Source organism: Robertkochia solimangrovi (assembly GCF_007279655.1).
GTDB lineage: Bacteria > Bacteroidota > Bacteroidia > Flavobacteriales > Flavobacteriaceae > Robertkochia > Robertkochia solimangrovi.
In genome coordinates this window covers 301,662-314,824 of record NZ_QKWN01000001.1, presented here as the reverse complement: position 1 = coordinate 314,824, position 13,163 = coordinate 301,662, and the positions used below count along the sequence as shown (strand labels likewise).

Sequence of the window (13,163 nt, the reverse complement as noted above, 5' to 3'; positions counted from 1 at the left end):
GAAGGACTATCGTTTACCTTCCCATTCTGCGTAGAATTGTGCCAGGAAGCTTTTCATAAAAGTGTGCCTTTCCGCTGCCATAGATTTTCCCGTTTTCGTATTCATACGATCCTTTAGTAGTAAGAGTTTTTCGTAGAAATGGTTGATAGTGGGATTCACCGAATTCTTATATTCTTCTTTGTTCATGTTCAGGTTGGGAGGGATTGCAGGGTCGTAGAGTGGTCTGTTCTTAAATCCGCCATAATTGAAGCAGCGGGCAATACCTATTGCGCCAATAGCATCCAGGCGGTCGGCGTCCTGAATTATATCCAATTCGAGTGACCTGAATTTCTGATCAAAATTCCCACCTTTGAAGGAAATGTTTTCAATGATCGATATGACATGTTCGATTACTTTTTCCGATACCTGAAGATCTCTTAAAAAGGTTCCTGCCAGTTCAGGGCCAATACTTTCGTCTCCTCCGTGGAATTTAGAATCGGCAATATCATGCAACAGGGCTCCCAGTCCTACGACGAGGGGGTCCGCCTTTGGTTCATCCTTTGCGATGAACAATGCATTTTTAAATACGCGTTCTGTGTGAAACCAGTCATGCCCGCCTTCTGCGCCTCTTAGGGTTTCCCGGACAAATTGGATGGTTTGTTCAATAAGCTCGGTATTCGATAGTTTCATGCTGCCGTATTAATTTGTCCTGTCTTTAACTCCGCTGATGACCATTTTTTCAGTAAGATCTATCAATTCATCCGTGCTCATGCTTCCAACAAGAACAGGCTCATGTATATCGAAAGTAATTCGGTTTCCAATACCCATTGGGAAGGAACCATAGCGTTGTGTTTTCCAGGAGTTATTTATAGAGATCGGGATGATCTGTGCATGAGGCATTCTATCGATAAGGGTTTTTAATCCGCGTCGCTGGAAGGTTTTGATCTTTCCGGTTCGACTGCGTGTTCCCTCCGGGAAAATAACCACAGAACGGTTGTTTTTTTCAGCATAGGCTGAGATCTTTAATATTTCCCGGATCGCCTGACCGGGATTCTTTCGGTCTATCAATACCGAACCACCATGTCGAAGGTTGTAAGAAACGCTGGGGATACCCTTTCCCAGTTCCTTTTTACTGATAAACTTGGGGTGAATCTTTCGTAAATGCCAGATGATTGGTGGAATATCATACATACTCTGATGATTTGCCACGATAATGGAAGGTCGGTCAGTGGCAAGCTTATAAGGGTTTCGAAAGACTACATAGGAGCCCAGAAGTAACAAGCAGTTCATAAGTCCGAAATTCAGAACTTCAACACTGGTTTTATGTGCCTTGTATCCGAAAAGATTAAAGCAGATCCATTGAATAGGGTGGAAAATGACCAGTAACAGTCCGAATGCAAAATAGTAAATGGCGCTTAAAGGGTATGCGATTATTTTAGCCATAAGTTGTTCTAAATATCTATGAAATTACTTTAATTTAAACTGTTCAACAAGGAGTCTGATTTTTTTCTCCAATCTCGGAAGAACAATTTCCGGGGCTGTAATATAGTCATCTTCGAAATCCCAATACTCAATTTTAGAATAATAATCTGGAAACAGTTCTTTCATCATGGGTTCATGTTCCTTTCTATCCATGGCTATAATACCCGAATAGCTTGTGAAATCGGATACGTCAACCGGTGACGGGTCTCTTAGAAAAGGGACGATATCGATATTTAATGATTTCATATATTCGATGGTATGTATCGATAAGGGGCCTTTATTTCTTGGAGAAATTCTGAGTCCGCGTGAGTCAGCGCGGTAAGGAAGATTGTCGATCCGGGAGATATGGTTAAACAGGATCTCTGCAAACCGACTACGGTAGTAATTTCCTGTACAAAGAAAGAGAATGTGTTGGTTCATATTGTAATGCGTCATAAAAAAACCACGATATGATCGTGGTTTTTTCAAAATTTTCGGATGCTGTAATTAACAGAATTCGTTATAGGCATCCATAAGGTTTTCTGCGATCATTTCAGCAGGCCTTCCTTCGATATGATGTCTTTCAAGCATATGAACGAGTTCACCATCTTTGAATAAGGCCATGCTTGGAGAAGAAGGAGGGAAAGGAAGCATGTAGGCTCTTGCCGTATCGGTGGCATCTCTTTCAACTCCTGCAAAAACCGTAAAAAGATTATCTGGTTTTTTTGCGTTCAACAGGCTCATTTTGGCCCCCGGACGTGCATTGGCAGCTGCGCAACCACAAACTGAATTCACCACTACCAGCGTAGTGCCTTGTGCTTTCATGGCTTCATCAACTTCTTCCGGAGTGAACAATTCGGTAAACCCGACAGAAGTCAGGTCTTCTTTCATAGGTTTAACTAATTCTGCTGGGTACATAAGCAATTTATTTTTAAGAAGATCGCTTCGATTAGCGACCTGGTTATTATATCATTTTTCTTATGTCGCAAATATAATCAAAAACCAACAGTTTCATGTCAATCTTAACAAGGTCCAAAGACAGTTGGTGTAGGGTAAGATATTCTGACGAATCTTTTTATCTTTGAAATCCTAAAATACTGTCTATGTTTCAATGGATCTTTGCGATTGTAGGGTATTTTCTTTATCGATTGCCCGGGGCCTTTATCGGATATATGATTGGCCGGATGGTCGATACCTTGCAAAAGAGTCCTGCAGTTTTCACCACGCAACAAAAAGCAACGACTGAAAAAGTCACTCCGGCTGATTTTGAATTGCATTTATTGTCACTGTGCTCGATCGTGATCAAAGCCGATGGTAATGTTACGCCAACCGAGCTTAATTATGTCCGGAATTATTTTGTTTCAACCTATGGTGTTAATAAGGCGAATGCCATATTCAGGACATTCAATGAAGTGGTGAAGAAGCGTGAGGTTTCTGCTGCGAGAATTTGTACCTATTTAAATCAGTATACCCGCTATCCTGTTCGATTGCAATTGTTGCATTTTTTATTTGGGATAGCTCAGGCTGATGGTTCGGTAAGTAAGGCTGAAGCGGATAAAATCGCAGAGATTGCAGGTTATCTTAAAGTGATGAGCAGAGATTTTGAAAGCATTAAAGCAATGTTTGTCAAGTCTGCAGATAATGCCTATAAGATCCTTGAGGTCAATAGTTCTGCAACGGAAGCTGAAGTGAAGAAAGCTTATCGCGAAATGGTTAAAAAATATCACCCGGATAAGGTCAGAACAGATGATGAAGCGATCAAAAAAGGAGCTGAAGAAAAGTTTCGGGAGGTGCAGCGTGCCTATGAAACCATTCAAAAAGAAAGAGGATTCTGAGTTAGCATTGTTTTAACGAATCCGTTTTGAGTTCTTGATAAAAATAATTGTATGTTTGGGCTTGCTCTGAATCTATAAATAAATACCGTTTTAAATGTCAGATTTTTGGTTTTACCTTAAAATGGGACTTACGCATGTCCTGGATATAAATGCCTACGATCATGTACTTTTCCTGATAGCACTTACAGTTCCTTACACGTTCAAAGATTGGAAGCGTGTTTTAACACTAGTGACGATGTTTACATTGGGTCATACGCTTGCTTTAATACTGGCAACTTATGGTGTTGTTAGTATCAATGCAAGTTATGTTGAGTTTCTAATTCCTATCACGATCCTGATAACAGCGGTATTCAATGTATTTACAGCTGGTAAAGGGGCTCGAAAGGAAAAACTTGGGTTGACGTTCTTTGTGGCCTTATTCTTTGGATTAATCCATGGTTTAGGATTCTCTAATTTTTTCCGTATGAATGTATCCGGTAAGGATAGTAAACTTTTACCGATGCTGGAGTTCGCTCTGGGTGTGGAAGCAGCGCAGGTGATCATCGTATTGATAGTATTGATTCTCGGATTTTTATTTCAATCCATATTCCGGTTCAACAAGCGTGACTGGATCATGGTGATATCTTCGATAGTCATCGGATTTGTCATTCCGATGATCCGAGGAAATTGGCTCTGGTAGTGCTGTAAAGTGAAATTATTAGTCATAAGGTTGTAAATCAAAGCGAAACCTTATATCTTCGTTAAGACGTCTGAAGCAACCTAATCGTAGTGTTGCTTTTTTTGACCCGAATCCATTTATGTCTGAAAGAAAGCAGAGGAAATACGATAAGGCTTATTTAAGAATGGCCAGAGAATGGGGAAAGCTTTCCTATTGTAAAAGAAAACAAGTTGGTGCGATTATTGTAAAGGATAGAATGATCATCTCCGATGGTTATAATGGAACACCGACGGGATTTGAAAATTATTGTGAAGATGATGAAGGCTACACCAAATGGTATGTACTCCATGCGGAAGCCAATGCTATTTTAAAGGTGGCATCCTCCACACAATCATGTAGCGGAGCCACTTTATATATAACGCTCTCACCTTGTAAGGAATGCAGTAAGCTTGTTCATCAGGCGGGAATTAAAAGAGTGGTATTCATGGATACCTATAAAGATGATTCCGGTTTGCAATTTCTCGAAAGAGCCGGCGTTGAATTAATAAAGATCGACAATTTAGACGATGAGTAAATGCAGAAGCGAAAATATATATTACCTCTTATTCTTGCAGCAGTTTTCGCACTAGGGATCGTTATAGGGGGTAAATTGAATTTTAAGGATACACCTGAAAAGCTCTTTACTACCAATTCCAAAAAAGATAAACTGAACCGCCTTATTGATTACATCGATTATGAATATGTCGATGATGTTAATACAGACAGTATCGTCGATGTCACAGTAAACAATATTCTCGATAAATTAGATCCACACTCTGTATATATCCCCAAACAGGACGCCGAGCGCATCGCTGAAAATATGAAAGGGGATTTCGTCGGGGTAGGGATCAGTTTTTACATGTTCAGGGATTCTCTTTCTGTGATCAGACCTATAGAAGGAGGACCAAGCATCAAAGCAGGCATAAGAGCGGGAGACCGTATTCTAATGGCTGGAGGTGACACTCTGTATGGTAAGAATCTGAGCAGTGAACGGGTGATCTCTAAATTAAAAGGAGAGTCGGATACTCCGGTAAAACTCAAGATCTACAGGAAATCAGAAGATAAGTATATCGATATTACACTGAATCGGGCCAAAGTTCCTTTGAGTAGTCTGGATGCTTATTATATGCTCGATGATGAGGTGGGATATATTCGCCTGAATCGATTTGCTGAGAGCACCTACAGAGAGTTCAAGAAGGCTTTAAGAGAATTGCAGCGACAAGGAATGCGAAAGCTTGCTCTTGATCTTAGGGATAATCCTGGTGGTTATTTGGGAATCGCAGAGCAGATCGCTGATGAATTTCTGGAGGATGATAAGCTCATACTATTCACTAAGAATAAGAGTGGTGCCATCGAGAATTCCTACGCAACCGGAAAAGGTGATTTTGAAGACGGAGAGGTTTTTGTGCTGATCAATGAAAAATCAGCTTCCGCAAGCGAGATCGTTGCGGGTGCTCTGCAGGATAACGATCGTGGAACCATAGTGGGAAGAAGATCTTTTGGAAAAGGACTTGTGCAAAGGGAAATGGGGCTCGGTGATGGGTCTTCTGTCCGGCTTACTGTTTCCAGATATTACACCCCAACAGGTCGATCGATCCAAAGGCCTTATGATCATGGTACCGAAGATTATTACGAAAGCTATTATCACCGTTATGATAACGGTGAGCTTCAGTCTGCAGATAGTATCAAGGTAGACGATTCTTTAATATTCAGGACACCTAAAGGTAAAATCGTTTACGGTGGAGGAGGTATTATACCCGATGTCTTTGTACCTCTTGAAGAAACCAGAGAAGAAAGTTATTACAATTACATTTTTGAATCGGGCCTGATGTCTTTCTACGTTTTTGAATACCTCGATAATCACAGAAACGAATTTAAAGGCATGGATTTTAATCAGTACAATGCGGAATACGTGGTTGATCAGGATCTGATGGATGGGTTCTCGGAATTTCTTTTAAGAGAGGAGACTGCCTTCAAGAAAATGAATTTTGATAATCATGAGGAAAGTCTCAGAATTCATTTAAAAGCAACTATTGCCGAACAATTGTACGGTCAGAATGCTTCTGAAAAGATACTTCGTGCCCAGGATCCGATGCTTGAAACGGTTATAGGAATCAGTGAAAAGGAATCGGAATAGCGATTCTTTACTCAGCTATCTTGTCATGCACTTTTGCATGTTTTCCATTATTCCATTTGGTAAGTATGTCAGTAGCAACTTGAGCTCCGCTTCCCGCAGCTATCGCAAACTGACTTCTCCATCCTGCTAATGTTCCTGCCACCCATAGGCCTGGAGCGCTAAGGTGGTCACTGTTCTTAAGTTCGATCCGATCTTTTTCGGCAACCGATCTGCGATGAGGGATCTCTAAGTTCTCGAGTCCTTTGATGCCGAATGGTTTGGCATACCCGGTTGCGATAACGATCTCCACGGCCTGATAGTTTCTTTTATTTGAAGTGATTGTGAAATTACCTTCGGTGCCGGAAATATTCAGGACTTTCTCATTTTCGATCTGGTCAACATGAGGGTAAAGGTCTGAGAGTTGTTTTTTACCGGATTCCAAAATGACACCTCCCTCGGTGCCCGGGGGTATTCCAAGAACATTATTTAGTAATGCGGAGTTCAGATGTGAAGCTTTTTGATGAATGATGATTCCTATCTTCTTATCTGCTGCATAAGGTTGCTTTATAGCAGATCCCAATACCAGTGCACATTGAAGTCCGGCGGCGCCACCACCGATGATCAGGATGTCATATTTCATTTTTTATCCCGGATCTTTTGTTCCACTTTTTTCGACTGATTGAAGATCACCAGTAAAAGTACAGCACATAACGCGGCAACGATACCTATCAGGGCGATTACACTATCACCTTCAAATGGATTTTCAAAATCGATCAGTGTGGCATTATAGCCAATGATGGCAACAGCGATTACAATAAGAACTATAGTGATGGTTTTCATGACTAATCATTTAGCACGGTTTCCCGTATTTCTACATTATTACAATAGACCGGATATGTTGGTGGTGAAAAGTTTAACTGCGATGGCTAGTAAGATCACTCCAAACACTTTGCGAATTACCGCCAGTCCTTGTTTTCCCAGTACAGCTCCGATCCTTCTTGAGGATTTCAGAACGATGTACACAAAGATAATATTAATGATGATGGCAACGATAATGTTTTCTACATGATATTCGGCTCTTAGAGATAATAATGAAGTCATAGTACCTGCTCCGGCGATCAGTGGAAATGCCAGCGGTACAATGGATGCGGTTTCCGGAGCATCATCCTTGTAAAGAGTGATTCCGAGAATCATTTCTATTGCTAAGAAGAACAGGATGAAAGAACCGGCAACGGCAAATGAGTTCACATCAATACCGATCAATTTTAAGATCTCTTCTCCGATGAAAAGAAATGCGATCATTATTACCGCAGCAACGACCGAGGCTTTTTCTGATTGAATGTGACCCACTTTATTTCTCAGATCAATAATGATCGGTACGCTGCCGATGATATCGATGATGGCGAAAAGGATCATGCCCGCTGTCAGGATTTCCTTAAGATCGAAATTCATAATGATACAGTTTAGAAACTGGAGCAAAATTATGAATAACAACAAGATCTGAGATTATTTCAATGAGAAATTTTAAGAGAATATGACCAAAGGCAAATTCAACAATTAGGATATCTTTGCAATATGTTTCAATTAGGAAAAACCATAGTATCAGAAGAGCTTATTGAAGAAGATTTCGTTTGTAATCTTTCTGCTTGTAAAGGGGCTTGTTGTGTTGAAGGGGAAGCGGGTGCTCCGCTGTCGGAAAATGAATTGGAAATACTCGATCGGATTTACCCTAAGGTGAAGCCTTTCCTCAGAAAAGAAGGGGTGAAAGCGATCGAAGAACAGGGTGTCTATATCAAAGGACTCGATGGCGAATGGGAGACTCCTCTTGTGAATGGCAGCGAATGTGCTTATGTGACCTTCGATAAAAAAGGTACCGCCCTTTGTGGTATAGAAGAGGCGTATAACTCAGGTGAGATCGATTGGAAAAAGCCGGTCTCCTGTCATTTGTATCCTGTTCGGGTTAAAGATTATAATGAGTTTTCTGCAGTAAATTACCACAAATGGTATATCTGTGACGATGCCTGTACGCTTGGGCGGGAGCTAAAGGTTCCGGTCTATAAATTTGTTAAGGATGCTCTGATAAGAAAATTTGGAAAAGAGTGGTATGAGGAGCTCGAAAAAGTTGCAGATGAGCATCGTCCCTGATCATTGTTAAGTCCTTATTTTTTTGCTTGTTTGCTGATTTTAAGTAAATTGACAGTTTTTCTGTAATATGAAAGGGAAGCGCAGGCCGAATATTGTTCGGTTGAGTGTTTTAGATGAAGTATTACGGAAAGTCAATTTTTATTATCAGGTTGGGGATGGCTAGGTTTAAGGTTTGTGTTATTTTCTTTTTGTTCTTCACAGGTTGCCGGGATACAGGTAACCATTCTGCGAGGGATACTCCAGTGCAAACGGGTACGGCGATTACTGAAACTGCGGTATTAAAAGAAAGATCCGATAGTAAGGTGGTTGAGGTTATTACCCGGCATATGGAATTCTATAGTGCAGACTCGATTTCTTCCGGTTGGACGACCTTTAAGTATGTGAATCTATCATCAGAAACTCATTTTCTCATTCTCAAAAAAATGCCGGAAGGAATACATCTCGAAGATTTTTCATCGGATATAATTCCAGTATATAAAGAAGGTATGGATCGGATCATCGATGGTGACATCGAATTCGGTCAAAAAGCCTTTGAGAAACTTCCGGCATGGAATTCGAGAGTTGGGGTTATTGGAGGGGTCGGATTGGTATCGCCCGGCGAAGCAGGAAGGTCGATCATAAATTTGTCGCCGGGAAATTATCTGATGGAATGTTATGTGAAACGGCCAGATGGTAATTTTCATTCCTTCATGGGGATGCTCAAGGAAATTGTAGTGACCGAAGCTAATGGTGAACAAGGAAGGCCAAACGCAGCATATGAGATCGATCTGTCTTCTGAAAATGGAATAGCCTTGAATGATATTCCGGCGAAAGGATTGCAGACCTTTGCGGTGAACTTTCTGGATCAGGAAGGATATAAGAATTTACAGGGTCATGATGTACATCTGGTTCGTTTAGGTAAAAATGCAGATCTGGATAAGCTTTCTTCGTGGATGAATTGGATGGATCCAAAAGGTCTTATGAGTCCTGCTCCAAGCGATCTGGTGTTTTTGGGAGGAATTCAGGAACTTGATGAAGGACAAACCGGATTTTTTCAGGTGAATCTCACTCCTGGAAATTATGCATTGATTTCTGAAATTCCGGATCCCTTATCGGCAAAAATGCTTTATCTGTTCACTGTGGATTAGTTCTGGCCTGTGTTCGCAGTAGACAGATTGAAAATCACTAAAAATCAATTCAGTTTAACCTTTGTTGAAGCTTTAAAAATTTGTAAGCAGTCAGAACAATTTACAATCCCACTGTTCATCAATGATTAATCTACATTTCAACAATTCTTGTTAAAAACTTTTACGCCCTAAGGCTTAAACGCCCTTTCAATTCTGCCTTCATTTTTAAATATTTGTTAGTCCCCAAATACCTCAAAGTATCAATAACTAACTCCTTAAATAAGATTAAAAATGTCAGAGGCAGTAGAACCAATTTTACAGGAAAACAAGGACCGATTTGTAATATTTCCAATTCAACATCATGATATCTGGGACTGGTATAAGAAGCAGGAAGCTTGTTTCTGGACGGCAGAAGAGATCGATCTTCATCAGGACCTGAATGACTGGAACAATAAACTGAATGGAGATGAGCAATATTTTATCAAACATATCCTGGCTTTCTTTGCTGCTTCCGACGGAATTGTAAATGAAAATTTAGCAGAAAACTTTGTGAATGAAGTTCAGTTTTCGGAAGCTAAATTCTTTTATGGTTTTCAGATCATGATGGAAAATATTCATTCTGAGACCTACTCACTTTTGATAGATACTTATGTAAAGGATGAAAAAGAAAAAGGTATTTTATTTAAGGCAATCGAAAATTTCCCTGCCATCCGTAAAAAGGCAGATTGGGCTTTACGCTGGATCGAATCTCCGAGCTTTGCTGAACGACTGATCGCATTCGCGGCTGTTGAAGGTATTTTCTTTTCAGGAGCTTTTTGTTCGATCTTCTGGTTGAAGAAACGCGGACTTATGCCTGGATTGACCTTTTCGAATGAGTTAATCTCCAGAGATGAAGGGATGCATTGTGACTTTGCGGTACATTTACATAATCACCATCTCGTAAATAAAGTGCCTAAAGAACGAATTAAAGATATCATCGTTGATGCGCTTAATATTGAACGTGAATTTATCACAGAATCGTTGCCGGTAAGTCTAATTGGGATGAATGCGAAACTGATGACGGAATATCTTGAATTCGTTACCGATCGCTTATTGGTGGAGCTAGGTTGTGAGAAGGTATACAATTCTTCGAATCCTTTCGACTTTATGGATATGATCTCGCTTCAGGGGAAAACCAATTTCTTCGAGAAAAGAGTGTCTGAATATCAGAAGGCAGGTGTATTGAACAAGGATGAGGATAATCAGAAGATTAGTTTCGACGCAGACTTTTAACTAACAGACCCTTTATAGTTTCCAAAACGCTCTTTTGGAAGAGACTAATGAATTCAGCAAACCGTTCCATGGGGAAACGGGTAGGTATTTATAACCAAAAAAACTAAACCAAACAAAAGGCATGTACGTAATTAAAAGAGATGGTAGAAAAGAACCCATAATGTTCGACAAGATCACTGCGAGGGTGAGAAAGTTGTGTTATGGATTAAACGAATTAACAGATCCTGTTAAAGTAGCGATGCGTGTGATCGAAGGATTGTACGATGGTGTTACTACTTCAGAGCTGGATAATCTGGCTGCGGAGATCGCTGCTACAATGACAACCACGCACCCGGATTATGCTAAACTGGCTGCGAGAATTTCGGTTTCCAACCTCCATAAGAATACGAAAAAGTCATTCTCGGAAACCATGACTGATCTCTATAATTACGTCAATCCAAGAACCGGTAAAAACGCCCCTCTGCTTTCTGATGAGGTTTTTAAGGTGGTAACGGAAAATGCTGAAGTCCTTGATTCAACGATCATCTATAACCGTGATTTTGGGTATGATTATTTTGGTTTTAAAACTCTGGAGCGATCTTACTTGTTGAAGCTTAATGGTAAGATTGCCGAAAGACCGCAACATATGCTGATGAGGGTTGCTGTTGGAATTCATCTGGATGACATCGATAGTGTTATTGAAACCTATGAGCTGATGTCGAAGAAATACTTTACGCATGCTACGCCTACGCTGTTCAATTCCGGAACGCCTAAACCTCAGATGTCATCCTGCTTTCTGCTTACCATGAAAGAGGACAGTATCGACGGGATCTATGATACGCTGAAACAAACTGCCAAGATTTCACAATCTGCCGGAGGAATCGGTTTGTCAATCCATGACGTACGTGCCACCGGAAGTTATATTGCAGGTACCAACGGAACTTCAAATGGTATCGTGCCTATGCTGAAAGTTTTCAATGATACCGCAAGATATGTAGATCAGGGTGGTGGGAAGCGTAAAGGTTCCTTTGCGATTTATGTGGAGCCATGGCATGCTGATATTATGGACTTTCTTGATCTGAAAAAGAATCATGGTAAAGAGGAAATGCGTGCGCGCGACCTTTTCTATGCCATGTGGATTCCGGATCTGTTCATGAAAAGAGTGGAAGAGAATGGTAAATGGACTCTGATGTGCCCGAATGAATGTCCGGGATTACCTGATAAATACGGAGATGATTTTGAGAAAGCATATCTCAAGTATGAAGGTGAAGGGAAAGGTAGAAAAACGATCAATGCTCGTGAACTTTGGGAAAAGATATTGGAGTCTCAGATAGAGACCGGTACTCCGTATATGTTGTATAAGGATGCTGCTAATAGAAAGTCAAATCAGAAAAATCTCGGAACGATCAGGTCATCCAACCTTTGTACTGAGATTCTTGAATATACTTCATCAGATGAGGTAGCGGTTTGTAACCTGGCTTCCATTGCGCTTCCTATGTTTATCAAGAATGGAAGTTTTGATCATAAAGAACTGTTCAGAGTTACCAAGCGAGTAACACGCAACCTGAACAGGGTAATCGACAGGAACTATTATCCTGTTAAAGAAGCAGAGAATTCAAACTTCAGACACAGACCGATCGGATTGGGTGTTCAGGGACTTGCAGATACATTTATCAAGCTGCGTATGCCTTTTACTTCAGATGAAGCAAAACAACTGAACCAGGATATTTTTGAGACCCTCTATTATGCTGCTGTAACGGCTTCGATGGAAATGGCAAAAGAGGAAGGGCCATATCAGACTTATGAAGGTTCTCCGATATCACAGGGAGAGTTTCAGCACAATATGTGGGGTATCAAGGATGAAGAACTTTCCGGAAATTGGGATTGGAGTGATCTTAGAAAAAAGGTGATGAAACATGGAGTGAGAAATTCACTGCTCGTGGCGCCAATGCCTACAGCTTCAACATCGCAGATCCTTGGAAACAATGAATGTTTTGAACCCTATACTTCAAATATCTATACCAGAAGAGTATTGTCCGGGGAATTTATCGTAGTCAATAAACACTTATTGGAAGATCTCGTAAATCTTGGATTATGGAATGAAGAACTTAAGCAGGAATTGATGCGTGCCAATGGTTCGGTTCAGCATATTGAAGTGATTCCGCAGGATATAAAGGATTTGTATAAAACTGTTTGGGAAATGAGTATGAAGGATGTTATCGATATGTCACGACACAGAGGATATTTTATCGATCAGTCTCAGTCCCTGAATCTATTTATGGAAGGTGCGAACTTTGCGAAGCTTACATCGATGCATTTTTATGCATGGAAGAGTGGATTAAAGACCGGTATGTACTACCTCAGAACTAAATCAGCGGTGGATGCGATCAAGTTTACGCTTGATAATTCCAAGAAATCAGCTCCTGTTGAGATAAATGCTGCGGCAGTTAAAGAGAAGCCAGCACCTGTTGCGGTAGAACCTCTGACTCCACAGGAATTAAAAGAAATGCTGGCAAAATCTAAAGACGGTCAGGATGATGATTGTCTGATGTGTGGTTCTTAAATAACGTTTA

Annotated in this window: 15 protein-coding genes; 8 read left to right on the top strand and 7 right to left on the bottom strand. The window is 40.6% G+C overall.

Annotated elements, in window-relative coordinates:
- Positions 1–6: 6 nt before the first annotated feature.
- From DMZ48_RS01325 to DMZ48_RS01310, 4 genes are all read right to left on the bottom strand, one after another.
- The gene (locus DMZ48_RS01325) at positions 7–669 is read right to left on the bottom strand and encodes an HD domain-containing protein (protein WP_143953297.1); all 663 of its coding nucleotides are present in this window, start codon (positions 667–669) and stop codon (positions 7–9) included.
- Between the two features lie 9 nt (positions 670–678).
- Positions 679–1,422, bottom strand: coding sequence for a lysophospholipid acyltransferase family protein (locus DMZ48_RS01320; RefSeq protein ID WP_143953296.1), 744 nt, complete (start codon positions 1,420–1,422; stop codon positions 679–681).
- Between the two features lie 24 nt (positions 1,423–1,446).
- Positions 1,447–1,881, bottom strand: a complete 435-nt coding sequence (locus DMZ48_RS01315) for an arsenate-mycothiol transferase ArsC (RefSeq protein ID WP_143953295.1) — start codon at positions 1,879–1,881, stop codon at positions 1,447–1,449.
- Between the two features lie 66 nt (positions 1,882–1,947).
- The gene (locus DMZ48_RS01310) at positions 1,948–2,358 is read right to left on the bottom strand and encodes a BrxA/BrxB family bacilliredoxin (protein WP_143953294.1); all 411 of its coding nucleotides are present in this window, start codon (positions 2,356–2,358) and stop codon (positions 1,948–1,950) included.
- 185 nt (positions 2,359–2,543) lie between these two features.
- Here DMZ48_RS01310 and DMZ48_RS01305 point away from each other — a divergent pair, with 185 nt between their 5' ends.
- The 4 genes from DMZ48_RS01305 (at position 2,544) to DMZ48_RS01290 (ending at position 6,109) form a co-directional block, all read left to right on the top strand.
- Positions 2,544–3,275, top strand: a complete 732-nt coding sequence (locus tag DMZ48_RS01305; RefSeq protein WP_143953293.1) for a TerB family tellurite resistance protein — start codon at positions 2,544–2,546, stop codon at positions 3,273–3,275.
- Between the two features lie 94 nt (positions 3,276–3,369).
- Positions 3,370–3,954 carry a HupE/UreJ family protein gene (locus tag DMZ48_RS01300; RefSeq protein ID WP_143953292.1) on the top strand — a complete coding sequence of 195 codons (585 nt, stop codon included), beginning with the start codon at positions 3,370–3,372 and terminating at the stop codon, positions 3,952–3,954.
- 118 nt (positions 3,955–4,072) lie between these two features.
- Positions 4,073–4,507, top strand: coding sequence for a deoxycytidylate deaminase (locus DMZ48_RS01295; RefSeq protein ID WP_143953291.1), 435 nt, complete (start codon positions 4,073–4,075; stop codon positions 4,505–4,507).
- Entirely contained in the window at positions 4,508–6,109 is a 1,602-nt protein-coding gene (locus DMZ48_RS01290) for a S41 family peptidase (protein WP_143953290.1), read from the top strand. It abuts the gene before it with no gap.
- A 7-nt stretch (positions 6,110–6,116) separates the two neighbouring features.
- On the opposite strand, the gene DMZ48_RS01285 is transcribed toward DMZ48_RS01290, so the two are convergent.
- Genes DMZ48_RS01285 through DMZ48_RS01275 form a run of 3 tightly spaced genes read right to left on the bottom strand, consistent with a single transcriptional unit; the run spans position 6,117 to position 7,540 of the window.
- The gene (locus DMZ48_RS01285) at positions 6,117–6,728 is read right to left on the bottom strand and encodes an FAD-dependent oxidoreductase (RefSeq protein WP_143953289.1); all 612 of its coding nucleotides are present in this window, start codon (positions 6,726–6,728) and stop codon (positions 6,117–6,119) included.
- Positions 6,725–6,928 carry a hypothetical protein gene (locus tag DMZ48_RS01280; protein ID WP_143953288.1) on the bottom strand — a complete coding sequence of 68 codons (204 nt, stop codon included), beginning with the start codon at positions 6,926–6,928 and terminating at the stop codon, positions 6,725–6,727. The genes DMZ48_RS01285 and DMZ48_RS01280 overlap by 4 nt, the downstream gene beginning before the upstream one ends.
- A gap of 39 nt (positions 6,929–6,967) precedes the next feature.
- A complete protein-coding gene (locus tag DMZ48_RS01275; RefSeq protein WP_143953287.1) occupies positions 6,968–7,540 on the bottom strand; it encodes a MarC family protein in 573 nt (190 codons plus the stop codon).
- Positions 7,541–7,663: 123 nt separating this feature from the next.
- On the opposite strand from DMZ48_RS01275, the gene DMZ48_RS01270 reads away from it, so the two are divergent.
- From DMZ48_RS01270 to DMZ48_RS01255, 4 genes are all read left to right on the top strand, one after another.
- Positions 7,664–8,233, top strand: coding sequence for a DUF3109 family protein (locus DMZ48_RS01270; RefSeq protein ID WP_143953286.1), 570 nt, complete (start codon positions 7,664–7,666; stop codon positions 8,231–8,233).
- Positions 8,234–8,388: 155 nt separating this feature from the next.
- Positions 8,389–9,360, top strand: a complete 972-nt coding sequence (locus DMZ48_RS01265) for a hypothetical protein (protein ID WP_143953285.1) — start codon at positions 8,389–8,391, stop codon at positions 9,358–9,360.
- Between the two features lie 270 nt (positions 9,361–9,630).
- On the top strand, positions 9,631–10,611 hold the full coding sequence (locus DMZ48_RS01260) for a ribonucleotide-diphosphate reductase subunit beta (RefSeq protein WP_143953284.1): 981 nt from the start codon (positions 9,631–9,633) through the stop codon (positions 10,609–10,611).
- A gap of 121 nt (positions 10,612–10,732) precedes the next feature.
- Entirely contained in the window at positions 10,733–13,153 is a 2,421-nt protein-coding gene (locus DMZ48_RS01255) for a ribonucleoside-diphosphate reductase subunit alpha (RefSeq protein ID WP_143953283.1), read from the top strand.
- Positions 13,154–13,163 lie beyond the last annotated feature (10 nt).

Coding starts and splice junctions, on each gene's coding strand:
- DMZ48_RS01325 (WP_143953297.1), bottom strand. CDS start 669: ATGAAACTATCGAATACCGAGCTTATTGAACAAACCATCCAATTTGTC.
- DMZ48_RS01320 (WP_143953296.1), bottom strand. CDS start 1,422: ATGGCTAAAATAATCGCATACCCTTTAAGCGCCATTTACTATTTTGCA.
- DMZ48_RS01315 (WP_143953295.1), bottom strand. CDS start 1,881: ATGAACCAACACATTCTCTTTCTTTGTACAGGAAATTACTACCGTAGT.
- DMZ48_RS01310 (WP_143953294.1), bottom strand. CDS start 2,358: ATGTACCCAGCAGAATTAGTTAAACCTATGAAAGAAGACCTGACTTCT.
- DMZ48_RS01305 (WP_143953293.1), top strand. CDS start 2,544: ATGTTTCAATGGATCTTTGCGATTGTAGGGTATTTTCTTTATCGATTG.
- DMZ48_RS01300 (WP_143953292.1), top strand. CDS start 3,370: ATGTCAGATTTTTGGTTTTACCTTAAAATGGGACTTACGCATGTCCTG.
- DMZ48_RS01295 (WP_143953291.1), top strand. CDS start 4,073: ATGTCTGAAAGAAAGCAGAGGAAATACGATAAGGCTTATTTAAGAATG.
- DMZ48_RS01290 (WP_143953290.1), top strand. CDS start 4,508: ATGCAGAAGCGAAAATATATATTACCTCTTATTCTTGCAGCAGTTTTC.
- DMZ48_RS01285 (WP_143953289.1), bottom strand. CDS start 6,728: ATGAAATATGACATCCTGATCATCGGTGGTGGCGCCGCCGGACTTCAA.
- DMZ48_RS01280 (WP_143953288.1), bottom strand. CDS start 6,928: ATGAAAACCATCACTATAGTTCTTATTGTAATCGCTGTTGCCATCATT.
- DMZ48_RS01275 (WP_143953287.1), bottom strand. CDS start 7,540: ATGAATTTCGATCTTAAGGAAATCCTGACAGCGGGCATGATCCTTTTC.
- DMZ48_RS01270 (WP_143953286.1), top strand. CDS start 7,664: ATGTTTCAATTAGGAAAAACCATAGTATCAGAAGAGCTTATTGAAGAA.
- DMZ48_RS01265 (WP_143953285.1), top strand. CDS start 8,389: ATGGCTAGGTTTAAGGTTTGTGTTATTTTCTTTTTGTTCTTCACAGGT.
- DMZ48_RS01260 (WP_143953284.1), top strand. CDS start 9,631: ATGTCAGAGGCAGTAGAACCAATTTTACAGGAAAACAAGGACCGATTT.
- DMZ48_RS01255 (WP_143953283.1), top strand. CDS start 10,733: ATGTACGTAATTAAAAGAGATGGTAGAAAAGAACCCATAATGTTCGAC.